Below are 25164 nucleotides of genomic sequence, written 5' to 3'. Positions count from 1 at the left end.
ACGATTTTATACTTAGTGAGGCACGGTCAAACCGATTGGAACAAGCAACGATTAATTCAAGGCCATTCAAACATTCCACTTAATGAAAAAGGAAGAGAGCAAGCGAAAAAAGTAGCAGAAGCATTTCGAGATAAACGTGTGGATGTGATGTACTCGAGCGATCTTCTTCGAGCATATGAGACAGCACTTGAAATAGCAAAGGTTGTGTCTGTGGAAAAAGTAACGACGTGTAAGAGATTACGAGAGCGTTCCTTTGGCGATTTAGAAGCACAAGCGGTCTCAAAGCTAGAGGAGCTAGTACCAGGTTATGGAACAAACTGGGGAAGTGATGCTGTCTATAATATGGAGCGTTTAGAAGATGCACAAAAGCGTTTAACAGATCGACTTGTTGAGATTGTAGAAGAGGCGAAGAACAAGCATGTAGTCGTTGTCAGTCATGGAGCCATTATTAATCTATTTATTCACTTTGTGACGAACGGAGAAGACGGGACAGGAAAGCGCCATCTTGAAAATACATCAATCAGTACATTTAAATACAAAGATGGTGAGTGGGAAATCGTCGAAATTAATAACCATGATCACCTCGTAAAAAGCACAGAATAAGCTGTGCTTTTTATTATGATGAAATGTATAAAAATACTGTTGTTTTTATAAAAAATACAAGTTATAATACATGTAAATAATTATTCTATCAAATAAATAAAAATACATTCATATAATAATGACCGTTGGTTATTTTAATTAATCTTTACTTCGTTAATAATCTAAAACGAGATAAGAACGATGAATAAATTTATTTTTCAGAAAATTATTGAAAATAATAGTGGTAAAATGTAACATTAAAATTATATATAAAGAAAATGAAAAAGTTATGCTAAAACACTACAGTATTGGAGGTAATGAACAATGGCATTGAAAAAGGAGGAAGTTTACTCCCAGCAGCTTGGAAAAGTATCGGCAAGTCAGTATGCAAAGTTTATCGTTCCATCTTTGTTAGGAATCATCTTATTTTTAATTCCTGTGAAAGTTGATGGGAAAGTAACCATTGTATTAGGAGTGATGGCAGATACGCTAATGGCTGCTATCGGAAGCTATATTCCCGCAATGATGGTAGGGGTGTTGGCGATTGCAGCGATTGGATCACTGTTTGCAAAAATTGCACAACCTAGCTTTATTAATAATCGTCCAATGTTAAAGAGCTTATTTCAAGTCGAATGGCTGTGGGTATTTTTACGCGTAGTGGGGGCTGTTTTTGCAGCACTAACTTTATTTGAAATGGGCCCAGAAGCAATCTCCTCTAAGTTTACCGGCGGCACCGTATTATTCGATTTAATTCCTGTGTTGACACTCTGGTTCTTTTTTGCGGCACTATGTATGCCGTTATTGCTTGAGTATGGATTAATGGATTTTATCGGGACGCTTGTTCGGAAAATTATGTATCCATTATTTAAGCTACCAGGTCGTTCATCCATTGATGCGCTGGCGTCTTGGATGGGAAGTGGTACGGTTGGGGTATTAATTACAACGAAGCAATATGAAGAAGGGTACTACACACAGCGTGAAGCAGCCGTTATTGCAACAAACTTCTCCGTTGCTTCCATTGCATTTAGCTTAGTCATTGCAAAGTTTATCGGCATTGATCATATGTTTGTGCCATTTTATTTTACCGTTGTGGTAGCTGGCGTACTAACGGCGATTATTTGTCCACGTATTCCGCCATTATCTCGCAAAACAGATGACTATTATGGTCCGGTTGGAAAACAAATTGACGAAGCCGTTCCACAAGGAGTTTCATCATTTCAATGGGGCATGCAGCAAGCGGTTGAAAAGGCAAGCAAAGCAGATGGTCCAAAGATCGTTGTAAAAAAAGCCATTCATAATGTGTTAGATATTTGGCTAGGGTTAATTCCACTAGTTATGGCACTTGGAACAATGGCGTTAATTGTTGCAGAGTATACATCGGTGTTTACATATTTATCTTATCCATTTGTTCCACTTCTCTCACTGCTTCAAATTCCAGAAGCAGCCGAAGCAGCTCCTGCAATGATTGTTGGATTTGCGGATATGTTTTTACCAGCTGTTATAGGAAGTGGAATTGAATCTGAGTTAACACGTTTCGTTATTGCGTGTATGTCATTAACGCAGATTATTTATATGTCAGAGATTGGTATTCTTTTATTAAAGTCAAAGATACCTGTTAGTTTCTTAGAATTATTTGTTATTTTCTTACAACGTACGCTTATTTCATTGCCAATTATCGCACTATTAGCACACGTGCTTATATAAGGAGGAATTAGATTATGGCTAACGATTGGACTCATTTATTTAATAGAATGCCAGAGTTACTAGCACCGAGTATGGCAAAGGATCATCCTAATTTACCTGTTGTGAAAGAAGAAGGGTGCTACTACTACGGGGTAGACGGAAAGCAGTATTTAGATTTTACATCAGGGATTGCAACTACCAATGTCGGACATCGTCATCCAAAAGTAGTCCAAGCTGTGAAAGACGGAGTGGATCAACTTATGCATGGTCCATCTGGTGTTATTATGTATGAATCCATTTTGCGCTTAGCAGATGAGCTTGGAAAGGTGTTGCCAGGAGATCTCGATTGCTTTTTCTTTGCAAATAGTGGTACTGAAGCGATTGAAGGAGCAATGAAATTAGCGAAGCACGTCACAAAGCGTCCGTACGTTGTATCATTCATAGGATGCTTCCACGGTCGCTCAATGGGATCATTAAGTGTATCTACGTCAAAGAGTAAATATCGTAAATTTCAACAGCCTTCTGGGTTAACGTATCAATTGCCATATGCAAATGTGAAGGATTGTCCAGAAGGGCTAGATGCGGAAGACTATTTCCCTGAAAAGCTTGAAAAGGACTTTGAAACGTTGTTCAACCATCAAGTGACACCAGAAGAAGTAGCAGCGGTTATTATCGAGCCAGTATTAGGAGAAGGTGGCTATGTTATTCCGCCAAAGTCGTGGATGAAGAAGCTTCGTGAGATTTGTGACCGTCATGGTATTCTCCTTATCTTTGATGAAGTACAAACAGGATTTGGTCGTACAGGGGAATGGTTCGCAGCGCAAACATTTGATGTGACGCCAGACATTATGGCAATTGCTAAGGGTATTGCATCAGGTATGCCTTTAAGTGCAACAGTTGCATCAAAAGAATTAATGCAACAATGGCCACTAGGAAGTCATGGAACCACATTTGGAGGAAATCCAATTGGATGTTCAGCGGCTCTTGCAACACTTGAAGTTATTAAAGAAGAAAATCTTTTACAAAATGCAAAAGAAGTAGGTGCTTATGCAGTTGAGAAGCTTCAGCAGCTAAAAGAAAAGCATGATGTCATTGGAGATATTCGTGCTGTTGGACTAATGATTGGAATTGAAATCATTGATCCAATAACGAAGAAAGCAAATGGCGATGGCTTATTTAAAATTTTAGACATCGCATTACAAAAAGGAGTGCTGTTCTATTTCTGTGGAAACTCAAGCGAAGTGATTCGTATGGTTCCTCCTTTAACGGTTACAAAAGAGCAAATTGATGATGGATTACACATATTAGATGAAGCTATTGAAGAATATGTAGCTCAATTAACGGTGAAATTATCTTAAAATGATGAAGAAGAAGCTGGGCTATCAGAAGCAAAAAGCCCCTTGGATTCAGTCTAAAACAACCCTTGCCTATAAATGAAATGGGCAAGGGTTGTTTTGTTAACAGATTCGTGCAAGCTTTTTGTGAATGACGTTGGTTTAACAAGAGAGATGCCATTCACTTTGGTAGAAAATTTAGTGACTATCGTGTCGTCTCATTCGATTAAAATAGGAGAAAATGGGTAGTGGGATAAGGATAAATCCAAAGCTTTTATAGATAGAAAAAAGATTGTCTGTTACGAATCAAATCATCTTAAAAAAATTCAACTAAAAAGAGGGATTTTTGTACTAGTTGTAGAATGGTTTTCATATATTGTGAATGTGAATGAGTGAACGAACTATGAATTCTGAATATAAAAAATAAAAATGTATGACAACAGGATTGTATGTAAAGACCGTGTAAAAAGGAAGAAAAAAATGAAAGCGAATTCGTATCTTTTAGATTTAAAAATATTTTCTGAAAGCTGTTGACACGTTGTGCAATCGATTGTATGATTGTAGACATAACTTAATAAAACATTTTTCGACAAAATTCTTATCAAGAGAGGTAGAGGGATTTGGCCCAATGACACCTCGGCAGCGGACTTTTTAAAAGCACCGTGCCAACTCCAACAAGCAGTTGCTTGACAGATAAGAAGACAAAAGGCTTACTTAACTACGTGATCCCAACCTCTTCTTGCAGTCAACTCGGCAACTGTAAGGGGAGGTTTTATATTTGTTACATAACATGCAATTGACGATAATTCTTGAGTCATTCTACATATCCCTTTTATGAAGGGTGGGAAGAATGGCTTTTTTGTTTTGTAAAGGAATTAAAACTGATGCATAGAATTAGATAAAAAAGCGCTTTCATAATCGGTGACAAGGAGGATGGATGATGGGTAAATATGTAAAGGAGTTTTTTAGCCATCTTGATGTGCTGGCTATGTTTGTTCTTAGTATGCTGAGTATGCTTGGCTTTATTGATTCATTTTTTCGGTCATATGTTTGGCTCGTGTTTTTAAGTGGCGTTGTAACTTATATAACCAGTGAGTACATGACACATCGTTTTCTTTTTCATATGAAACCACCGAAGCATCCGTTGTTTCTAAAATTCATGAAACGAATTCATTATGATCATCATGAATTCCCAGATGACCTAAAGTTATTGTTTCTTCCAATTTGGTATAGCTTTCCTCAAATGGTAGCCGTCAGCTTAGTGGTCGGTCTAATCAGCAATAGCACGTATGGATTCGCGATGTTTACAGGTCTGTCACTCGCACTTCTTTATTATGAATGGGTGCACTACGTTGCTCATCGTCCTATTAAACCAAAAACGGCGTTTGGTAAATGGATGAAAAAAGTTCATCTTTGGCATCATTTTAAGAACGAACACTATTGGTTCGGTGTCACAAATCCAACCTTAGATTACATGATGGGAACGTTTAAGGATGAAAGAGAAGTCGAGAAAAGTGAGACAGCAAGGAAACTGTAGAAAGTTAGTCATCATTTCATACATTCAATTGTATAGCAAAGACAAGAGCTACAATAGCTCTTGTCTTTTTTAATGATTTATTTCCACTGAATTGTTAATGAAAACCCTTGGTATGACGGAGTGTAGATCACAATCTAATTGATGTAAGACAAGGATATGAAAAAAATTGTCGATTTTTGTTGACGTACTTGTATATACAGGTTAGAATGAAATCGTAATCATTATCCTGTATATACAAGTTTTAAGTAGAAAATGAAAGCGGTATATATAGAAGAGAGATTATATGGATATCCAATATGTATTTAGTGAAAAATAGCAGATAGCATAAAACTGTCGTTTATCTTTTATGAAACATGAAAACGGTAACAGGAGGGAACGAGATGAGCATTAATCGAGAATCAGTTGAGCAAATTGTTCAAGCGGTTGGCGGTAAAGAAAACATTTCAGCGGCGACGCATTGTGTAACGCGTCTACGTTTTGTATTAAAAGACGAAAGCAAAGTAGATAAAGACGCACTAAACAATCATGATCTTGTAAAAGGATCATTTTCAACAAGTGGTCAATTTCAAGTAGTTATTGGACAAGGAACGGTTGATAAAGTATATAAAGAGATGGTAGCCATTACAGGTATCGGAGAAGTCTCAAAAGAAGAAGTGAAAAATGAAGCGGCTAAAAATTTAAATCCGCTACAGCGTGCAATTAAAACGTTAGCTGATATCTTTATTCCGATTTTACCAGCAATCGTAACAGCTGGTTTACTAATGGGGATTAACAACGTTTTAACAGGGTCAGGTATCTTTTATGATGATCAATCCATTGTAGAGGTTCACACGCAGTGGGCTGACTTTGCAAACATGATTAATTTAATTGCTAACACAGCGTTTGTATTCTTGCCAGGTTTGATCGGATGGTCGGCAGTAAATCGCTTTGGCGGCAGTCCGCTACTAGGAATTGTATTAGGGTTAATGCTTGTACACCCGGACTTACTAAATGCTTGGGGATATGGAGCAGCTGAAGAAGTGCCAACTTGGAATCTATTTGGATTACAAGTAGAGAAAGTTGGGTATCAAGGACAAGTGTTACCGGTCCTATTTGCATCACTTGTGTTAGCAAAAATAGAGATCTTTTTACGAAAACGAATTCCAGATGGTTTCCAACTATTAGTTGTGGCGCCAGTAGCATTGTTAGTAACAGGTTTCTTATCATTTATCGCAATTGGACCGATTACATTTGCATTAGGTAACTTAGTAACAAGTGGAGTAGTAGGAATCTTTGAAGCTGTACCAGCACTTGGTGGATTAATTTATGGTGCTTTATACGCACCCCTAGTTATTACAGGAATGCACCACACATTCTTAGCAGTTGATTTACAGTTAATCGGAAGCACAGGTGGTACGTTCTTATGGCCAATGGTTGCATTATCAAACATCGCACAAGGTTCAGCGGCATTTGCCATGATGTTGTTGGCGAAGAATGATGAAAAATTAAAGGGCTTATCATTAACATCAGGTATTTCAGCATGGTTAGGTATTACAGAGCCAGCAATGTTTGGAGTGAACTTACGTTTTAGATATGCATTTATTTCAGCTATTACAGGTTCAGCGATTGCAGGCTTAGTCATTTCAATGGCTGGGGTAAAAGCACCATCAATCGGAATTGGTGGTATTCCAGCGCCATTATCAATTTTCCCACAAAACTGGGGCGCATTCTTCATCGGAATGGGAATTGTTATTGTGGTACCATTCGTCTTAACGTTCATTTTAGGAAAGTTAAAGAAGGAAGGTTTAAAGTAAATAAAGGGGGGACGAGACCAACAGTATAAGGGAGAAATTCCATGCTTGTTGGCTTCGTCTTTTTCTGTTTTAAAATAAATGCAAGTGTTGAATAAAGTAAATCGCTCATTTCAAGTAATTAAAAATAAAAAACGGTGGTGCTGAACATGAAACAACCTTGGTGGAAAAAATCAGTCGTATATCAAATTTATCCAAAGAGCTTTTATGATACAAACGGAAACGGTGTTGGAGATTTACAAGGGATTATCTCAAAGCTTGATTATTTAAAAGAGTTAGGTGTAGACGTTGTATGGTTAACGCCAATTTATAAATCACCTCAGCGTGACAACGGATATGACATTAGTGATTACTTTAATATTCATGAAGAATATGGCACGATGGAAGACTTCGATCGTTTGTTAGACGAAGCACATAAGCGCGACATTAAAATCATCATGGACATCGTCGTAAACCATACATCAACAGAGAGTGAATGGTTCAAACAATCAGCAGCGTCAAAAGATAATCCGTATCGTGATTTCTACATCTGGAAAGACGCAAAAGAAGATGGCAGTGAACCAACAAACTGGGAGTCTAAGTTTGGCGGAAATGCGTGGAAGTATGATGAGGCAACAGGTCAGTACTACTTACATCTATTTGACGTGACACAAGCGGATTTAAACTGGGAAAACGAAGAAGTCCGTAAAAGTGTCTATGACATGATGCACTTTTGGTTTAAAAAGGGTGTGGATGGCTTCCGTTTAGATGTGATTAACTTGATTTCAAAAGACCAACGTTTTCTAGATGACGATGGTTCAGTGGCACCAGGAGATGGACGTAAGTTTTACACAGATGGACCTCGCGTGCATGAGTTTATGCATGAAATGAATCAAGAAGTCTTTTCAAAATATGATGTGATGACGGTTGGAGAAATGTCGTCAACAACGCTTGATCATTGTGTGAAATATACGCACCCAGAGCGTAATGAGCTAAGCATGACGTTTAACTTCCATCATTTAAAAGTCGATTATCCAAACGGCGAAAAATGGGCGCTTGCTGACTTTGACTTCATTCAATTAAAAGACATTTTATCAACGTGGCAAGTAGGTATGAACAAAGGTGGCGGCTGGAATGCTCTATTCTGGTGCAACCATGACCAACCGCGTGTGGTTTCTCGCTATGGAGATGATGATAAGTACCACAATGAATCTGCGAAAATGCTTGCGACAACGGTACATATGATGCAAGGTACGCCTTACATTTATCAAGGAGAAGAAATCGGGATGACAAATCCAAAGTTTGATTCTATTGATGAGTATCGTGATGTTGAATCATTAAACATTTATGATATTAAGCGTAAAGAAGGCATGAGCGACCGTGACATCATTGAGATTTTAAAAAGCAAATCACGTGATAATTCTCGTACACCGGTTCAATGGGATGATAGTGAAAATGCTGGATTTACAAAAGGGACACCTTGGATTTATCCAGCAGCGAACTACAAGCAAATTAATGTCGAGAATGCATTAAACGATAAAAACTCTGTGTTTTATCACTATCAACAACTAATCAAGCTTCGTAAACAGTACGACATTATTACGGATGGTGACTACGAGTTACTGTTAGCCGACCATCAAGATATTTTTGCATACGTTCGTAACGGTGAGAGTGAGAAGCTACTTGTTGTGAATAACTTCTATGGAAAAGAAACAACATTTGAATTGCCAAGTGAAGTAGACGTAGAAGGCTACAGCAGTGAAGTTTTACTTTCAAACTATGATGATTCATCAAATGACGTCAAGCGTGTTACCTTACGACCGTATGAGTCGATTGTATATTATTTGAAAAAATAAGGCAGAGTGAAAGAGCGATGGTTGTGCAAGCCATCGCTCTTTTTGTAAAATAAAGAAGGTGATAAAAGTGAGAGAAAATAAATTTATGACAATTTATGAAGACGTTGTTGCAAATATCCAAAGTGGTCAGCTTCGACCAAATACGAAGTTACCTTCTGAAAATGAACTAGTTGAGCAATACGAAACATCTCGTGAAACCATTCGAAAAGCATTGAATTTACTGTCGCAAAACGGCTACATACAAAAGATGAAAGGAAAAGGATCATTTGTATTAGATGTGTCAAGGTTTGATTTTCCAATTTCGGGGCTTGTAAGCTTTAAGGAACTAGCGGAAAAGCTTGGACATGAATCACATACGGTGGTCGAAGAGTTTGGGCTCATAAAACCTGATGAAGAGCTTCGAACGCAGCTACATGTGACCAGTAAAGATACAGTGTGGAAAGTAGTTCGCGCACGTGAAATTGATGGCGAGCGCATTATTCTCGATAAAGATTTTTTTAATAAAAAGTTTGTGCCTCATCTGACAGAAGATATTTGTCGAGGCTCGATTTACGAGTATTTAGAAAAAGAAGTGGGGCTAAAAATTAGCTTTGCCAAAAAGGAAATTTCCGTTGATGAACTGACAGAAGATGACCGGCATTATTTAGACTTAAAAGAGTATGAACACATTGTCGTTGTTAGAAATTACGTGTACTTAGATGATGCAAGTTTGTTTCAATATACAGAATCACGTCATCGATTGGATAAATTTCGTTTCGTCGACTTTGCGCGTCGCGGTGTATAAAAGGTTCAGGTACGTTAACGTACCTGAATTTTTTTACGTTTAGAGGACGAGGTAGGATGGTATAAAAAAGTAAAATGACTTTTGCAAAAGTTCTTTTCTACAAGATTGTAGGTGATAAGATAACCATTTGAGGTTGGTTTCAACAAAAATGATTGACTCATCTTTCTTTATTAAAGGACAACACGTTTTATCAAAATCAAATTTGTAAAAACATGAAACTTTTCAATCGGAAATTTCGTCTTACTAGGTAGAAGAAAAAAGCGAAGGGAATGGAAATCATGATCAGAATGAAGGTTGCAGTCGCAATGGGGTTATCGGTAATGATGCTAACGGCTTGTACGCAGGAACAAGAAACGCAAGAAGTGAGTGCGGCTGCACCTCAAGCTGCTCAGTTATTACAACAGGAACAAAAAGTAGGACAGTTTTACGAATATCAACAAGATAAAAGCAACAAGCAATTAGAAGGACTAGCACCGTATGATGTGTTTTTACTCTACTGGGCTGCTGTAAAGGAAGATGATCACAAAACGATGTATGCTCTTTACGCAAAAGGTGAAGAAGCAGGAACACCATCATATGATGTATTTAAGAGTGAGTATGTGGAGTACAAAGAAAATACACTAAACATTCTTGAAGAAATTGAAAGTCGAGGCATTTACTCATTTGAACAAGTCATGGTATCAGACGATCGTGCCTACATCTCACTTGATGAAGAAATTGGTCTTGGATTTGGCTTAACAAAGCAAGATGATGTGTGGAAAGTGAACTGGATGCCGGTGCAATAATAGACAAATCGCAGGTTAAAAAAGCCTGCGATTTTTTTATAAGTTGAAGATGGTGTGAAGCGTATTGATTATTCGATGGAAGTGAAACATTCTCCATTGATTGTTACTAGCTTATGTCCTAGCCTCTGTTTAGTACCTGAATTTTTTAGAGTAATTTATTTAAAGAATCTTCAAGCTTTTTGAAGTATACCCTCATGCCAAACCAGATCGTCATATAAATAAAGAGAAAGATGAAAAAGCTAATGAAGATCTCGATAACTCCTAATGGAAGCCAGCCTAAAGAGATTGCGATTGGATAATAAACGAGTACAGACAATATGAAGTGGATAACGAGCTGTTTTAATGGGCTCCAACGACCGTTTTCAAAAATACATGAAGAGACCCCCCAATACATACCGATGAACAGCGAGCCAATCATGTTCACTAACAATAGAGAAAGATTAATTTCTTCTATTCCTTGAACATAAAAGATGAATAGAAAAATGAGCATCATGATTGCGCCAAAGCCAAGTCCTGCGAAGCTCCGTGTGAGTAATTTAACGATCATATTCGGTTCCCCCTGTTTGTAGTAATTGTTTAAGCTTTGACACATACCCTCTTGATACGTACTCTTTGTTGCCAGATTTGAAGTACACGCACAGATTTCCATTAAAGGATAATTCAAAACGTGCGATTTGATTGATATTTCCAACGACCGATTTTGAAAACCTTGTAAAGTCATACCCCTCAAGCAATGACTCTACTTCAAATAGCTTCATTTTAAGTTCGAACTGTTCATGAGCAATTTGCGCATACACTTTACGCTGATGTGAATAAACAAAATCAATATCTGCTGGACTTAATACGATGGACTGTTCCTCAGCTACTCCTATTAATCTCTTGGCTGAGCTGTTTTTCAATTTCTTCATGAGAGCGTCTAGCTCATTTGACCATTGACTGGCATGAATCGTAATGAAGGTTTCCTTATGTTCACTACTAAGATCAATTTGTATTTTCATATTCTCACCTCACATGTCACATTATGGATGAAATTTCCTCGCTTCGCTATGAACTTTTCATAATCGGTTCGAAATCAGGTGTAACAGGTCGTTTTTTATACATGAAGGTAGTGAAGGAAATGTAAGGGAAGTCAATAAGTGAGGCTTTCAATTGAACAAAAAAGAACCCTATAAACTAGTCTTTTTTCAAAGTGTCTACTCTATAAGGTACATTTTAAGCAGTCTTTTTTCATAGTAAGTAACACAAATCGATAAAAATAGCTTCCTTATATCCAATTATTTATGTAAGAAGCTAATCCCATGAACGCTCCAATAACTAAACCAAACACAACAAAATAAACGGTTGGAATGTTTGCTGTGCTCCATTTCTTGCTTTTTTTAACCAAAATCATCCCGCCTTTCTTTCTCCTTATTACGTGTTTACAATTCGATAAGTTTCAATGAATTCCCGTTTTATGTAAAAAATAAAAAACAGCCCAATGCTGACATTTGGGCTGTTAGGTGTGAGCTTATAGAAAAATCAGCGTACCTAATTGAAGGGAAAGAAACGCGCTCAAGGCAATGCCGAGTAACATCATGCTGACAAACAACCAATCTTTTGCAGAGACAGTCAGGTTTCGATAGAAGGTACGATTTTTATGACCTGTGAATCCTTTTGACTCCATGGCAAGAGCGGTTCGCTCGGCTTTTCGAATGGCACTTGCAAGAAGAGGGATGATGTATCGCTTTAGCTGTTGTGCTTTGCCACGAACTGATCGCACGCGTCCGACTCCGCGAATACGCTGAGCGTTTTGAATCGTTTGTAGCTCTTCTTTCATGAGCGGTAAAAAGCGATAGCCTGCTAAAATACCATATGCAAGCTTTGGAGGCATTTTACATTGCTGCATTAAGCTCAATATGAACTGTGTTTTACATGTTGTAAAAATAAACAGAAGGGACAGAGAAGCAAAGCTTAACACACGCAGTGCAAGACCTAACCCTTTTTGAAGTCCTTCATACGTAAACGTTAAAAAGCCCCACTCGAAAAAGACGGTGCTGTTTTCGACATCACTCATATTGGGGAACAAAAGCGTTGTCCATACATACCCAAGCGCTACGAGTAAAAAAGGACTGAAAAACAGCAACCATTTTTTCACCGAAACATTTGCGAATAAAAAGGTGACACCGACTGTCCAAATGAAAAAAAACAGTGGCGTCATTGGATCAAAAAAGAGTGAAATAAGCAAGACACATAAAACGACGGTTCCTGCTTTGATGCTTGGATTAATATGATCTAACAGCATAGTCATCCTCCTTTTTTACGATTAGTTGACGTTGAAATGCTTCATAAAAAGGGAGTTGTAAATGAGCTTTCTTTAAAAGCTCCGACTGCTGCCATAGCTCTTTGGGTGTTCCTGTAAAGGCAACCGTTCCTTCATGCAAGACAATGACTGAGTTTGCATATTGATTTACTATATTCATGTCGTGCGTAATCATTAAAATGGATGCCCCACCTTTTACTCGTTCCGTAAATAAATTCATTAAGGCAGTCGCGGTGTTCGCGTCTTGTCCGAAGGTAGGCTCATCTAAAATAAGCAGCTTCTGTTCATCGATTAACATCGTTGCCACACTTAGCCTGCGCTTTTGTCCTTGACTAAGCGAGAATGGATTTTGGTGTTGAACGTGAAGGAGTCCGACTTGCTGCAAAATAGTTGTAACAGCATGGGTGATGTCTGACTCACTCAAGCCTTGCATGCGCAAGCCAAACGCTACCTCATCGTACACAGAATCGGTAATAAATTGATGCTCAGGATTTTGAAACACATAGCCCATCTTTTTACGAAGTTCTAATTCTCCCCACTTTTCAATTGATGTTCCTTCGACCAATACCTCTCCGGAAGAGGGGGAAAGTAAGCCGCTAATGAGCTTTGAAAAAGTCGTTTTTCCGGTACCATTTTCCCCAACAAGTGCCACGATTTCCTTCTCGTATAAGGTAACGTCAACGTCACGTAAAATTTGTTTTTCTTTTCGATTAAAATGCAAGTCATTGACCTTCAAAATAACGTTCGTTGATGACCGTTCAGGCTTCTCCATATTCAAAGCATCAATGGCCTGTTTTGTATGTATGACGCCTTCACATAGCTCATTCATGTGTAGTGGCATGGAAGAGTGATGATACAAGCCTCGAGTTTGTAAAAGCTTTGCGACTTCACACGTTTTAGGTAGCCAAATGCCTTCGCTACGCAACGAGTCACTATAGGTGGTGAAACATGTACGTGGATCTCCATCAAATAGGACAGAGCCTTGTTTGTCTAGGACGAGGCAACGATTCACAAATCCCATCCAGTCATCGAGCTTATGTTCAATTACAAGCAGTGAAAATCCATGTTTTTGCTGTAGCTTTTGGATTAACGTGACAAGTTCGATCGTAGCTTTTGGATCTAAATTGGCAGTCGGTTCATCTAAAATAAGCAGGTCTGGCTTCATGGCAAGCACACAGGCGAGCGCGAGCTTTTGCTTTTGCCCGCCTGATAGTGCTTGAATCGATTGGTATTTATAGTCTGTTAAGTGAACAAGGTTCAGTACTTCATCAATTTTTGCTTCCATTTCATGAGGTGGGGTATCAATATTTTCAAGACCAAAGGCAATTTCATCCTCTACCGTTAACATACAAAATTGGCTGTCTGGATCTTGAAACATGGCGCCTACGATTTGACTCACTTCCCCTGATTGGTACTGTGTGACAAGCTTTTCATGAATGGAAATGGTTCCTGATAGCTGACCATCAACGGCTGAAGGATATAAGCCGTTTATACAAAATGTTAGGGTGCTTTTCCCAGCACCACTCGGACCAAGCAACAAAATTGTGTCTCCATTTGAAATGGAAAACGTGGTGTTTTGTAAAACAGGTGATTCATCTTCTTCGTAATGAAAGGTAAGGTCCTTAACAGATACAAGGTCATTATGAAGCGATGTCATGTTTCTTGCTCCGTTTCACTTCTTTTCCTAGTGGAAAGCTGTTAAGTGCCCCTGTTTGCGCAAGTCCATCACTCAGCCATTTTCCTAATAAGCCGGCTAAAAGAGCGCCACTAATTAAGCGAACAATAAACATCGTAGTCACATACCCAGGGTCAAGAGCTCCGTATCCAGAAACGAAGTAGCCCCAAACGAAGCTTGTAACAGAGGAGCCCATTCCCGCTAACATTAAGACCCACGTGTTGTATGAGCGGTAGCGAGTTGCAGCGAATACCGCTTCGGCACCAGCTCCTTGGACGATTCCAGATAAAATGAGGCGAGGACCCATCGCATTTCCAATTAGGACTTCAATGGTGGCAGCAATTGTTTCCGATAAAAAAGCAGCTCCGGGCTTTCGAATAATATAGGCTGAGATAATTGAGACAATAAACCAAATCCCAAAAATAAATTCATAGCCTAATAGACCGAACATGCCAAATAATACATTTCCGAACTGAACGAATAATAAATACACAACCGCAAAGACAACAGATAGTGCCGATAATACGACAATCTCTCTAAACTTCCATTTTTCTAACATGATGTCATCATCCTACTTTCCTAGTTTGCTTTTTTAGAAGGGCTATTTGCTGATACATTCACGGTCATGACGACATGACTGGCTTGCTCTTGGGCGTTATGAAACGACTCTTGTAGCGTTTGAAATACATCGCGCACCTCTCCATCTAAACGAGTGGCATAGTGAACGCCACCTGTTAGTGTGCCGTGCTCTTTTGCGACGTTCACTTGATCAGCAATGATGTCCATATATGTAGGAGTATTCATTGGATAAAGAGCAAATTGAGTAGACACCTCAAATGTTGTGTCACGCGCTTTTTCTTCGTTTAACACGACGTCATCTTCTGTCATGTACACATCGCCTTCTGAATCACCTGGACAACCGATTGAGAATGTGCCGTTTAAGACCACGTGCTTTCCTGTTTTTGCTGCTGCAACATAGATCGCTTTTACAACATCAAAGACGTGAGATTCTCGACCACGAATGCAAGTACTGACGTCATCGGTTTGCTTCCACACTTTGGATGTGTCTGTTTCTTCAATTGCTGATAAGATGACGCGTACAAAGTCATCACTCATGACACTTAAAGTAAAGCGGCATCCTACAATTCTACTTGTTCCACACACGTTGTTTGTCATTTTGAATTCCTCCTGCTTTTAATCAGTTTTGTAAAAAACAATAAAAAAACTGCATCTCATAGGAAGATGCAGTTGAATGATATCTAGGTCTGTAAAAATACACGCAGAAACATATAGATATACTCACTACACTTCCCCACGCTAGTATTATCCAGATCGGGTTGTAAGGGATCGGAACGGTTGTTCACATCTCAGCCCATAATGAGCACCCCTAGTGTATGAAATGATATGCAGTTGTTTTATTAGTATGTAATATAAATTAGTTTCATGAATTTGTAAACCTTTTTATTTTCAGTCAATCATTCATCAGCATGTTTGTAAGCCGTGCACTAGACTATGTTAATAAAAAGTAAGCGGTGAGGCTTTATCAAAAACGTGTAAAACGCTTTTCTGTGTAATAAAAAAGGACAAACATTCCAAGGGGAGAAGTTTGTCCTTTTTTTATTAGGCAATACCTGTAAATGTATAAAGTAAAATGATGAAGAATACAGCTAATGTTTTAATAATGGTGATGGCAAAAATATCTCGATACGCTTGACGGTGCGTTAATCCTGTTACGGCAAGTAACGTAATAACGGCTCCGTTATGAGGCAATGTATCCATTCCGCCTGAAGCCATTGAAATAACACGGTGCATAACTTCAGGAGGGATGTTAAACTTTTCGATCGCTTCTAAATATTTTTCAGACATCGCACTTAAAGCAATTCCCATACCACCTGAAGCTGATCCAGTAATACCAGCAAGTGTTGTTGTTGTAACCGCGCCATTTACGAGTGGATTTGTAAATGTTTCAGAAATTCCTTTACTGATAGCACCAAATCCAGGAAGAGAGGAAATAACGCCTCCAAATCCGTATTCTGCTCCTGTATTCATCGCAGCTAATAGTGCTCCGCCGATGCTTGCGTTAATGCCAGCTTGGAAGTTCACTTTTACTTTATTCCAGTCGTACAATAAAGTTGTGACAATTCCGACAACAAGAGCCATCTCAACGGACCAAATGGCTAGTACAGAAGATAACTCAACCTTTCCGAACGATTCTAATCCAATGCTTGCGAAGTCGAATCCATCCGGATACCATGTTGGTAAAAACATCGTAAATAACTTGTTTGTCACACCTACGAGAATAAGAGGAACAAAGGCAAGAAGTTGACGAGATCGTTTTGTTGGCTCAGCGGCTGGCGTTTCAACGATTTCTTCTTCTTCTTTTAATACTTCCGCTGCGGCAGCGACCTCACTGTTAAATCCATCATAGCCTTCGCCCATCGTTTCCGCTTTTTTACGACGTGATTCTAAGTAAAGCAATCCTAGAATTAAAACAAAGATAGCACCTGTAATACCGAGGAATGGTGCAGCATAAATGTCTGTTTTGAAAAACGTTGTTGGAATAACGTTTTGAATCTGAGGCGTACCAGGAAGGGCGTCCATGGTGAATGTAAATGCCCCTAATGCAATGGTTCCTGGAATGAGTCTCTTTGGAATATTGGCTTCGCGGAATAGGTTTTTCGCAAATGGATAAACCGCAAACACCACAACGAATAAGCTAACACCACTATACGTTAAGATGGCGCCCATAATGACAATGGCTAAAATGGCTCTTTTTGCTCCGACAATTTGTACAATCGTTTTCGCAATGCTTTCCGCTAACCCGGACATTTCAACTACTTTTCCGAATATAGCTCCTAATAAGAATACCGGAAAGTAAAGCTTAATGAACCCAACCATCTTTTCCATAAAGATATTTGAAAAGAAAGGAAGAACAAAGCTTGGCTCTGTTAATAAAACCGCAAATAACGCGCAGATCGGTGCGAAAAGGATAACGGAAAATCCACGGTACGCAACGAACATTAAAAGACCTAAGGATAAAAGTATAATAATGAATTCCATAAACATCCCCCTTTAACTTCTGATAACCTTTTACATTCAAAGATGAAGGTAAGCGTTTTCAACTATGTACATTCCCCCTTGAAGAAAACAATTCATCTATTTTTTTATGAATGCAAGATTCGTGCCAACGTTTTCTGTTTTAGCATGAATCGTGTAAAAGCACAATATTTAAACATAAAACGATTTCCTTTTTTATGTTGAAGCTTGCAACAATTCGATTATATTCCGGAAATCTGTAATAATAGGCGGAATATAGTTCGAAATTTCGGAAGAATAGAGAAAAAACGTTTAGATAGCCTTGACAAATACTTGGAAATTTATCATGATGACATCAATTATGTTGTTTATTTTAAGTGAAGCAATGAACATAAATTCAACAGTGAGGGAGAGAGTTGTACATGACACTTAAAGATTGGAACATTCCCCATGGTTGGTTCGAAGAGATTATCAATTCAATAGGTGAGTGTGTCGTAATCATTGATCGTGAAGGCATGGTTCGACATTTAAATAATGCATATTGTAAGTTTTTAGAAACAACAAAGGAAGAGGCAGTAGGAAAGCCTGTTCAGAACGTAATTGAAAATACAAGGATGCATATGGTGTTAAAAACAGGTCAAGCTGAACTATCAGCTATTCAATCGATTAAGGGAAATGAGATGGTGGCAAACCGATATCCGATTTACTTAGATGGTGAAATTGCTGGGGCAGTAGGGACCGTAAAGTTTCGCAATCGACAAGAATGGGTTGAGTATGCTCGGAAAATACAATCGTTACTTGAAGAGCTAAACTACTATAAAACGACGTTAGAAGGAGCGCTTGAGAGTAAATATTCATTTGAAGATTTGATTGGGCAGAGTAAGCCCTTTTTAGAAGCAAAGCAATTAGCAGAACGAGTTGCTGGTAGTCAGTCTTCGGTTTTACTATTAGGTGAATCAGGAACAGGAAAAGAATTGTTTGCTCATGCCATGCATCAAAGAAGTTCAAGAGGTCCGTTTCCGTTTGTTCGGGTTAACTGTGCATCCATTCCAGAGCATTTACTTGAATCTGAACTGTTTGGTTATGAAGAAGGTGCATTCACTGGTGCGAAAAGAGGTGGGAAAAAAGGAAAGTTTCAGCTTGCCCATCGCGGTACCATCTTTTTAGATGAAATTGGTGATATGCCTCTTGCTATGCAAAATAAGCTTTTACGCGTCTTACAAGAAAAAGAAATTGAACGAGTAGGGGGACAAGCTCCCATTCCGATTGATGTACGAGTCATTGCCGCTACACATCGTAATCTAGAAAAGATGGTGCAGGAAGGAACATTTCGTCAAGACTTATATTACCGCTTAAATGTCATTAAAATTGACATTCCACCACTAAGGGAACGAAAAGACGACATCGTACGAATTGCACAATTTCTACTAAAAAAGCTCGAACGGAATTTTAATCGTCACGGAATTCAGCTGTCTGAAGAAGTCGTGAAGCGCCTACAGTATCATAACTGGCCAGGAAATATTCGCGAGCTAGAGAATGTACTTGAGCGAGCGGTTAATGTGTTAGATCAAGCGGAGATTCATGTGACGCATTTGCCTTTGTATCTTCGAGATGATGAGAAGCAGATGATGCATTCAAACGAGTCGAAAGAAGAAGCAACATCAACTCTCCAACCGTTAAAAGAAACGATCATGGCTGCTGAAAAAGAAGCGATCATGCAAGCATTAAAAGCGGCAGAAGGAAACAAACTAGCTGCAGCAAGGTTGCTAGATATTAGTAAAACAAGCTTTTATGATAAATGTAAACTTTATAATGTATAAAACAAATAGCCAAGCCCTCTGTGTTTGGCTATTCGTTTTGTGTATAGTATCTATGCTTTTTATTCATTTTACTTATAACCAAAAGCGATGTAAACTCTTACATAATAACAAGATAGAGAGAATGAAATGGCTGTTGGTGAACGATTACAACCAAAATGTAAGCGTTAACAGTTAGGGTTCTCTATCTCAATAAGAAAGGGGATTTCAATGAAAACCATTTACTCATCATTTAATGACGCAATAAAAGATATTTATGACGGTGCGACGATTATGGTCGGAGGATTTGGATTGTGCGGAATTCCGGAAAATTTAATTGTAGCACTCGCTGAAACAGGGGTAAGAGATTTAACGGTCATTTCGAACAACTGTGGAGTTGATGATTGGGGCTTAGGCTTATTGCTTAAGAATCGTCAAATTAAAAAAATGATTAGTTCCTATGTTGGAGAGAATAAAGAATTTGAGCGCCAAGTTTTACAAGGTGAACTAGAAGTTGAGCTTGTACCTCAAGGGACACTCGCAGAAAGAATTCGTGCAGGTGGTGCAGGAATTCCAGCATTTTATACGCCTGCTGGAGTTGGGACACCAGTTGCAGAAGGAAAAGAAGTGCGCACGTTTAATGGAAAAGAATACGTGTTAGAGCAAGCACTAAAAGCAGATTTTAGCTTGGTGAGAGCGGCAATAGGAGATGAGATGGGAAATCTCATTTACAATAAAACAGCGCAAAACTTTAACCCGATGATTGCAGCGGCAGGTAGTGTGACCATTGCAGAAGTGGAGAAGTTAGTAAAAACAGGCTCTCTTGATCCACAGCAAATTCATACGCCAAGTGTGTATGTACAATGCTTAGTCGTTGGAGAGCAGCAAAAGAAAATTGAACGCTTAACTATTCAAGAAGCAGGGGTGAGATAAATGGGAGTGACTGTAAAGGATAAAGGACTTGTGCGTGAAAAAATAGCAAAACGAGCAGAGAAAGAAATTGAAAACGGCTTTTATGTGAATCTTGGCATTGGTATCCCAACCCTTGTGGCGAACTATATTAGCGACAATAAACAAGTCGTGTTGCAGTCGGAAAATGGCCTACTCGGCATTGGGCCTTATCCGAAAGAAGAGGAAGTGGATGCGGACTTAATCAATGCTGGAAAAGAGACGGTTTCTGCCATTGCTGGTGCCGCTTACTTCAACAGTGCAGAATCATTTGCGATGATTCGTGGTGGTCATATTGATATAGCTATTTTAGGAGGAATGGAAGTCTCTGAAAATGGCGACCTAGCAAACTGGATGATTCCAGGCAAGATGATTAAAGGAATGGGTGGCGCGATGGACCTTGTTCATGGTGCACGAAAAATCATTGTTATTATGGATCATGTTAATAAAAATGGTGAATCTAAAATCTTAAAACAGTGTTCGCTTCCTCTCACAGGAAAAGCAGTGGTTAATCGAATCATTACCGATATGGCTGTGATGGATGTGACGGAAGAAGGACTAAAGCTAGTAGAGGTAGCAAAAGGCTATACAGTAGCTGAAATTTTACAGGCAACAGAGGCAACGTTAATCGTAACAGAAGATGTAAAATTAGAGGCTTACTAATCATACTATGTTTAGTTGATTTAATAGCTAATTAAAAGAGAGTTCATACAATCTCTTATATAGTGAGGCGGAGTCAAACAGGGGTGTTCTTTGCCCCTTTTGTCTCAGCCTCTTTTTTCTTTAAACGATTCATGACGATGCACTTTTTCATGGAAGGATTTAGATTTATAAGCGCAGAAGAAGTTGGTATAGATTTTGCATAGTAAGTAGTGGGTGAATAAAATGATTAAATCGCTGAAAGTAAAAATGATAACGCTTTCAATTTGTGGTATCTGCATCTCTATCCTCTTTGTTAAGTCTACATAGGAGTATACTTACGACTATATAGTCTAAGGACTCTTGGTCAGCTTGTAATGAACCTAGCTTAATCGATAACTTTATTTTCATTCATCAGCGGACGTAAAGAAGGGAGGGACATGAGCCATTACGTACATTTTGAACGACCCATTACTTAGCTAACACGTGAGGAGGGAGCGCTCTGACGGAAGAACAAAAAAATGAACGAAGATCATAGAGGAAAGCTTCATTCATTTTTTAAAAGGGTTTCGTATGCATATAAAGAGGAGGAGAAGGTTTGAATAAATATAAACGTTTGATGATGGTTGGATTAGTTGTAACGCTATTTATGTCACTGCTGCCAATGAGCTCTGTCGCAGCAGGCAGCTTCCTAACAAAAACGTACAATGGAAGAAGCTATAAAGTGTATGTGCCGGAAAGATATCAAGCTGGAACAAAAGTTCCTCTAGTTGTCATGCTACATGGTTGCACACAAGATGCTACTCAGTTTTCTTCTGGAACACAGATGAACAACTTGGCGGAGATAGAAAACTTCCTAGTGCTATATCCTGAACAACCTTCATCTGCTAACTCTAATAAGTGCTGGAACTGGTTCGAATCAGCTCATCAATCGAGGGGGAGTGGGGAGCCTGCATTAATTGCTGGAATGGTCAATCAAGTAAAATCAGACTATACCATTGATGATAACCGTGTTTATGTAGGAGGTCTATCAGCAGGTGCTGCAATGAGTGTGATTATGGGAGCGACATACCCAGATATATTTGCAGCTATTAGTGTTGGAGCAGGACTGGAATATAAAGCCGCTACATCTTTAACAGGAGCTTTTACAGCAATGAATAGTGGAGGACCTAATCCTTCTCAACAAGGCGATGCCGCTTACAATGCAATGGGGGCTTACAAAAGAGTTGTACCTGTCATTGTTTTTCATGGAACTTCAGATACAACGGTGTATCCAGTAAACGGTCATCAAGTTATTTCTCAATGGGCTCAAACCAATGACCGTGCATCTGATGGAGTTGACAATAATAATATGGATGACACGGCAGATCAAACCGTGATGGGTACAGTTTCTGGAGGAAGAAGCTATACGCAGTATATATATAAAGACCATAACGGCACAGCCATTATGGAAAAGTACATTGTTGATGGAATGGGCCATGCTTGGTCAGGTGGTAGTACAGCAGGGTCTTATACAGATCCAAAGGGGCCTAATGCCACACAATTAAGTTGGAATTTCTTTAAAAGCCATCCGAAAGCAGGAAGTAACCCGACGGATGATATCACACCACCTGTAACTTCTGCTTCACCAGCGGGGGGAACCTATACAAATCCTGTGAATGTCACACTGTCAGTGAATGAAGAAGCCACCATTTATTATACAGTTGATGGGCGTACACCTACTACTAGTTCAGCGATTTATTCAGAACCTATCTCCATTGCAAAAAACACGAGGTTAACATTCTTTAGTGTTGATTCAAAAGGGAATCAAGAAAGCATCAAATCAGAAACGTATACCATTAGCGCACCTTCTGAAACAGGCACCTCGTTTACATCAATTGCTTCAGAGGATGGATTTGTTGGAGCACTACCTGCAGATGGCCTGAGTTCAACCGTTCACAAAATGGGTGATAAAGGAATGTATAACACCGATACGTATCGAACCATCTTGTCATTTGATACAAGTAACATTCCAGATTCAGCTACAATTAAAAGTGTGAAATTAAAAGTGTATCGAAAGTCTTTGTCTGGATCTGTCAATGCCATTCGTGTTGATGTGAAAAACGGTTGGTTTGGAACGAGTAGCACATTACAACAAGGAGATTATAGTGCTGCAGCTTCTGCTCTAGACGTGGGTGCTTTAGCGGTTCCTTCTGCAAATAACGAATATACTGAAGTTGAACTACGGTCTACAGCTTATTCGCATGTTAATAAGGCGGGTAAAACACAGATTCGGTTAGTAAGCACCACTCCTGTTGATTTTGCCATGGATACTCTCGAGATTTATGCAGGAGAAGATTCAGCGTATGCTCCTGCTTTATCTGTTACGTATGAATAAGAAATGTAGCATTGTGAGAAAAGATAACAAATAAACAGAAAAGTAAAAAAGTTTGTTAGAAAGGCTTACACATTTGTAGCGCCTATGTAAAAACTAGCATAAGATGTAATCAAGATCACATTATTCTCCTGCGATTTCGTATAACCTCTAAAAAAGGTAATCTTGGATTTCTTTGTGAATCCGCACGCCTAGCTACATATGTAGCTAGGTCTTTTTTTGCCTTTTTTAATCATCCCGATGCAAATGCGAAATATTAAGAACATAAAGACTTTTATTTGATATCGTTTTCCATCTTGAATCTTTCATAATTAGGACTATAATAGGACAAAAGATTTGACTAATTGACTCAAAGTACTACTAGTGAAAATGGCAGGTTTGTACATTTTAAGAGTAGGCTTTTTTGTGTTTGAAGAAGATGAGGAGGCGCGTATGTTTGGAACAAAAAGGATTACTAGAGCGTTTATTTAAGCTATCTGAACGTGATACAACAGCGAAGCGAGAAGTGCTCGCTGGACTTACGACATTTATGACGATCAGCTATATCATTATCGTCAATCCATTAATTTTATCAGATGCAGGAATTCCAAGAGACGCAGCGCTAGCAGCAACGATTTATGCGATTGTGTTTAGTACATTAATTATGGCACTCTGGGCGAATTTCCCCATTGTGACGGGTCCCGGGATGGGGCTGAATGCATTTTTTGCTTATTCGGTTGTACTTGGACAAGGGTTGTCGTGGCAAACGGCACTCGGAGCGGTCTTCATTTCGGGAATTCTCTTTTTTTTACTAACCGTTACAGGAATACGTGAAAAAATTGTAGATGCCATTCCGAATGTGCTAAAAGCATCCATTGCGGTCGGAATCGGTCTGTTTGTTGCCTTTATTGGACTGAAAAATGCAGAGCTTGTTGTATTAAATGAATCAACTTATGTAGGACTAGGAGACGTGACAGCAAAAGGTCCACTTTTAGCTCTATTTGGTTTACTATTAGCAGCTGTATTGATGGCAAAGCGTGTAAAAGGAGCACTTATTGTTAGTATTCTCGTCACTACGGCAGCGGCGATGGTTGTTGGCTTTCAAGCGACTCCAACTGGTATAAGTGACGTGTTTTCTCTAAAGCCACCTAGTATTGCAGATACATTTATGCAAATGGACCTGAAGGGAGCTATTGCATATGGTGTATTTTCCGTTGTGTTTTCATTCACCATTGTTGAGTTATTTGATACGTTAGCAACATTAATTGGATTATCTAAAAAAGCAAATTTAACAGATGAGAATGGTAAAATTCCAAATATTAATCGTGCTTTAACGGCTGATTCTGTTGGAACAATGGCAAGTGCAATGTTTGGAAGCACAGCGCTAAACACGTACATTGAAAATGCAACTGGGATTGCAGAAGGTGGACGAACAGGGCTAAAAGCATTTACGGTAGCGATGCTATTTGTTTTAACACTGTTTTTTGCGCCACTCATTCAATTTATTCCATCAGTGGCTACAGCACCAGCGTTAATTATTATCGGATCACTGATGTTAAGTGATATCAAAAACGTGAACTTTGATGATTTTACAGAATTCGTTCCAGCCTTTTTGACCATCCTTATGATGCCACTCACTTTCAGTATTGCTGAAGGACTAGCATTTGGATTTATTTCATATACGTTATTAAAAGTGTTAACAGGTAGAAAAAAAGAAGTACACTGGATGATGTATTTCATTACTGCAGCCTTTATTATTAATTTTATTATGATGTCCCATTGATAAATAAAAGCAAGAATCCTACATAACTTTGTAGGATTCTTGCTTTTTATGTTGACTATTGTCTAGGAAATAATCAGTTCTTCACACTCATTTCAAGATAGACACGGATATCCTTTCGGTTTTGATACTTCGGATTATTGCTCCGTGTATACTCTTCACTTTTATGTGCAATCGTATACGTCTTCTCAAAACTCTTCACCATCTTATCGATTTCCTCACGAGTTCCCAGCAATCGAACCTGAACCATCCACAAAAACCCCTTCACATCAAATCAATGAACAAACAGTGTACCAAGATAAAAACTA

General features: G+C 38.8%; 22 protein-coding genes and 2 riboswitches. Of the genes, 13 read left to right on the top strand and 9 right to left on the bottom strand.

The window, feature by feature from the left end; translation table 11 throughout:
- Window positions 1-15: 15 nt before the first annotated feature.
- From JOC83_RS06455 to JOC83_RS06420, 8 genes are all read left to right on the top strand, one after another.
- Complete coding sequence (locus JOC83_RS06455; protein ID WP_338038876.1) at window positions 16-603, top strand: histidine phosphatase family protein; 588 nt, start codon at window positions 16-18, stop codon at window positions 601-603.
- Window positions 604-906: 303 nt separating this feature from the next.
- Window positions 907-2286, top strand: coding sequence for a YjiH family protein (locus JOC83_RS06450; RefSeq protein WP_205185513.1), 1380 nt, complete (start codon window positions 907-909; stop codon window positions 2284-2286).
- Window positions 2287-2300: 14 nt separating this feature from the next.
- Entirely contained in the window at window positions 2301-3623 is a 1323-nt protein-coding gene (locus tag JOC83_RS06445; protein ID WP_205185509.1) for an aspartate aminotransferase family protein, read from the top strand.
- A gap of 571 nt (window positions 3624-4194) precedes the next feature.
- Window positions 4195-4299, top strand: a riboswitch (SAM riboswitch).
- A 237-nt stretch (window positions 4300-4536) separates the two neighbouring features.
- Window positions 4537-5136, top strand: coding sequence for a sterol desaturase family protein (locus tag JOC83_RS06440; protein ID WP_205185506.1), 600 nt, complete (start codon window positions 4537-4539; stop codon window positions 5134-5136).
- Window positions 5137-5516: 380 nt separating this feature from the next.
- Window positions 5517-6929, top strand: coding sequence for a PTS system trehalose-specific EIIBC component (treP, locus tag JOC83_RS06435; protein WP_205185501.1), 1413 nt, complete (start codon window positions 5517-5519; stop codon window positions 6927-6929).
- Between the two features lie 146 nt (window positions 6930-7075).
- Complete coding sequence (gene treC / locus JOC83_RS06430) at window positions 7076-8761, top strand: alpha,alpha-phosphotrehalase (protein ID WP_205185492.1); 1686 nt, start codon at window positions 7076-7078, stop codon at window positions 8759-8761.
- A 67-nt stretch (window positions 8762-8828) separates the two neighbouring features.
- The gene (gene treR / locus JOC83_RS06425) at window positions 8829-9545 is read left to right on the top strand and encodes a trehalose operon repressor (protein WP_205185490.1); all 717 of its coding nucleotides are present in this window, start codon (window positions 8829-8831) and stop codon (window positions 9543-9545) included.
- 278 nt (window positions 9546-9823) lie between these two features.
- Window positions 9824-10330 (top strand): hypothetical protein, encoded by a 507-nt coding sequence (locus tag JOC83_RS06420; RefSeq protein ID WP_205185487.1) that lies wholly within the window; start codon window positions 9824-9826, stop codon window positions 10328-10330.
- Window positions 10331-10475: 145 nt separating this feature from the next.
- On the opposite strand, the gene JOC83_RS06415 is transcribed toward JOC83_RS06420, so the two are convergent.
- The 8 genes from JOC83_RS06415 to JOC83_RS06385 all read right to left on the bottom strand — a co-directional run bounded on the left by JOC83_RS06415 (window position 10476) and on the right by JOC83_RS06385 (window position 17364).
- Window positions 10476-10877 (bottom strand): DUF3021 domain-containing protein, encoded by a 402-nt coding sequence (locus JOC83_RS06415; RefSeq protein WP_205185484.1) that lies wholly within the window; start codon window positions 10875-10877, stop codon window positions 10476-10478.
- A complete protein-coding gene (locus tag JOC83_RS06410; RefSeq protein ID WP_205185481.1) occupies window positions 10867-11328 on the bottom strand; it encodes a LytTR family DNA-binding domain-containing protein in 462 nt (153 codons plus the stop codon). The genes JOC83_RS06415 and JOC83_RS06410 overlap by 11 nt, the downstream gene beginning before the upstream one ends.
- Before the next feature lie 266 nt (window positions 11329-11594).
- Window positions 11595-11720 (bottom strand): hypothetical protein, encoded by a 126-nt coding sequence (locus JOC83_RS20175; RefSeq protein WP_275580415.1) that lies wholly within the window; start codon window positions 11718-11720, stop codon window positions 11595-11597.
- Between the two features lie 117 nt (window positions 11721-11837).
- Window positions 11838-12611: an energy-coupling factor transporter transmembrane component T family protein gene (locus tag JOC83_RS06405; RefSeq protein WP_205185478.1), complete on the bottom strand. Its 774-nt coding sequence runs from the start codon at window positions 12609-12611 to the stop codon at window positions 11838-11840.
- Window positions 12592-14286 (bottom strand): ABC transporter ATP-binding protein, encoded by a 1695-nt coding sequence (locus JOC83_RS06400; RefSeq protein ID WP_205185476.1) that lies wholly within the window; start codon window positions 14284-14286, stop codon window positions 12592-12594. The genes JOC83_RS06405 and JOC83_RS06400 overlap by 20 nt, the downstream gene beginning before the upstream one ends.
- A complete protein-coding gene (locus tag JOC83_RS06395; RefSeq protein WP_205185474.1) occupies window positions 14270-14863 on the bottom strand; it encodes an ECF transporter S component in 594 nt (197 codons plus the stop codon). The genes JOC83_RS06400 and JOC83_RS06395 overlap by 17 nt, the downstream gene beginning before the upstream one ends.
- Before the next feature lie 20 nt (window positions 14864-14883).
- Window positions 14884-15480 (bottom strand): YkoF family thiamine/hydroxymethylpyrimidine-binding protein, encoded by a 597-nt coding sequence (locus JOC83_RS06390; protein ID WP_205185471.1) that lies wholly within the window; start codon window positions 15478-15480, stop codon window positions 14884-14886.
- Window positions 15481-15596: 116 nt separating this feature from the next.
- Window positions 15597-15703, bottom strand: a riboswitch (TPP riboswitch).
- 221 nt (window positions 15704-15924) lie between these two features.
- Complete coding sequence (locus JOC83_RS06385) at window positions 15925-17364, bottom strand: GntP family permease (RefSeq protein ID WP_205185469.1); 1440 nt, start codon at window positions 17362-17364, stop codon at window positions 15925-15927.
- A 398-nt stretch (window positions 17365-17762) separates the two neighbouring features.
- Here JOC83_RS06385 and JOC83_RS06380 point away from each other — a divergent pair, with 398 nt between their 5' ends.
- The 5 genes from JOC83_RS06380 to JOC83_RS06360 all read left to right on the top strand — a co-directional run bounded on the left by JOC83_RS06380 (window position 17763) and on the right by JOC83_RS06360 (window position 24859).
- Window positions 17763-19160: a sigma-54 interaction domain-containing protein gene (locus JOC83_RS06380; protein WP_239583387.1), complete on the top strand. Its 1398-nt coding sequence runs from the start codon at window positions 17763-17765 to the stop codon at window positions 19158-19160.
- A gap of 207 nt (window positions 19161-19367) precedes the next feature.
- The gene (locus JOC83_RS06375; protein WP_205185464.1) at window positions 19368-20069 is read left to right on the top strand and encodes a CoA transferase subunit A; all 702 of its coding nucleotides are present in this window, start codon (window positions 19368-19370) and stop codon (window positions 20067-20069) included.
- Window positions 20070-20747, top strand: coding sequence for a CoA transferase subunit B (locus JOC83_RS06370; protein WP_205185462.1), 678 nt, complete (start codon window positions 20070-20072; stop codon window positions 20745-20747). It begins immediately after the preceding gene.
- 574 nt (window positions 20748-21321) lie between these two features.
- Window positions 21322-23100, top strand: coding sequence for an extracellular catalytic domain type 1 short-chain-length polyhydroxyalkanoate depolymerase (locus tag JOC83_RS06365; RefSeq protein WP_239583386.1), 1779 nt, complete (start codon window positions 21322-21324; stop codon window positions 23098-23100).
- 433 nt (window positions 23101-23533) lie between these two features.
- A complete protein-coding gene (locus JOC83_RS06360) occupies window positions 23534-24859 on the top strand; it encodes an NCS2 family permease (protein WP_205185459.1) in 1326 nt (441 codons plus the stop codon).
- A 73-nt stretch (window positions 24860-24932) separates the two neighbouring features.
- Here JOC83_RS06360 and JOC83_RS06355 read toward each other — a convergent pair whose 3' ends face one another.
- On the bottom strand, window positions 24933-25106 hold the full coding sequence (locus tag JOC83_RS06355) for a YvzF family protein (protein WP_205185457.1): 174 nt from the start codon (window positions 25104-25106) through the stop codon (window positions 24933-24935).
- Window positions 25107-25164: the final 58 nt, after the last annotated feature.

It is taken from the genome of Priestia iocasae (assembly GCF_016909075.1).
Classification (GTDB): Bacteria; Bacillota; Bacilli; order Bacillales; family Bacillaceae_H; genus Priestia; species Priestia iocasae.
The sequence above is the reverse complement of the archived record's forward strand: the minus strand, read 5'-3'. Positions and strand labels throughout refer to the sequence as shown.

Excerpts from the sequence above, each read along its gene's own strand:
- JOC83_RS06415 (WP_205185484.1), bottom strand. The coding sequence starts at position 10,877 with ATGATCGTTAAATTACTCACACGGAGCTTCGCAGGACTTGGCTTTGGC.
- JOC83_RS06420 (WP_205185487.1), top strand. The coding sequence starts at position 9,824 with ATGATCAGAATGAAGGTTGCAGTCGCAATGGGGTTATCGGTAATGATG.
- JOC83_RS20175 (WP_275580415.1), bottom strand. The coding sequence starts at position 11,720 with ATGATTTTGGTTAAAAAAAGCAAGAAATGGAGCACAGCAAACATTCCA.
- JOC83_RS06370 (WP_205185462.1), top strand. The coding sequence starts at position 20,070 with ATGGGAGTGACTGTAAAGGATAAAGGACTTGTGCGTGAAAAAATAGCA.
- JOC83_RS06450 (WP_205185513.1), top strand. The coding sequence starts at position 907 with ATGGCATTGAAAAAGGAGGAAGTTTACTCCCAGCAGCTTGGAAAAGTA.
- JOC83_RS06355 (WP_205185457.1), bottom strand. The coding sequence starts at position 25,106 with ATGGTTCAGGTTCGATTGCTGGGAACTCGTGAGGAAATCGATAAGATG.
- JOC83_RS06395 (WP_205185474.1), bottom strand. The coding sequence starts at position 14,863 with ATGTTAGAAAAATGGAAGTTTAGAGAGATTGTCGTATTATCGGCACTA.
- JOC83_RS06410 (WP_205185481.1), bottom strand. The coding sequence starts at position 11,328 with ATGAAAATACAAATTGATCTTAGTAGTGAACATAAGGAAACCTTCATT.
- JOC83_RS06400 (WP_205185476.1), bottom strand. The coding sequence starts at position 14,286 with ATGACATCGCTTCATAATGACCTTGTATCTGTTAAGGACCTTACCTTT.
- JOC83_RS06380 (WP_239583387.1), top strand. The coding sequence starts at position 17,763 with ATGACACTTAAAGATTGGAACATTCCCCATGGTTGGTTCGAAGAGATT.
- treC (WP_205185492.1), top strand. The coding sequence starts at position 7,076 with ATGAAACAACCTTGGTGGAAAAAATCAGTCGTATATCAAATTTATCCA.
- JOC83_RS06445 (WP_205185509.1), top strand. The coding sequence starts at position 2,301 with ATGGCTAACGATTGGACTCATTTATTTAATAGAATGCCAGAGTTACTA.
- JOC83_RS06440 (WP_205185506.1), top strand. The coding sequence starts at position 4,537 with ATGATGGGTAAATATGTAAAGGAGTTTTTTAGCCATCTTGATGTGCTG.
- JOC83_RS06405 (WP_205185478.1), bottom strand. The coding sequence starts at position 12,611 with ATGCTGTTAGATCATATTAATCCAAGCATCAAAGCAGGAACCGTCGTT.
- treP (WP_205185501.1), top strand. The coding sequence starts at position 5,517 with ATGAGCATTAATCGAGAATCAGTTGAGCAAATTGTTCAAGCGGTTGGC.
- JOC83_RS06375 (WP_205185464.1), top strand. The coding sequence starts at position 19,368 with ATGAAAACCATTTACTCATCATTTAATGACGCAATAAAAGATATTTAT.
- JOC83_RS06390 (WP_205185471.1), bottom strand. The coding sequence starts at position 15,480 with ATGACAAACAACGTGTGTGGAACAAGTAGAATTGTAGGATGCCGCTTT.
- JOC83_RS06385 (WP_205185469.1), bottom strand. The coding sequence starts at position 17,364 with ATGGAATTCATTATTATACTTTTATCCTTAGGTCTTTTAATGTTCGTT.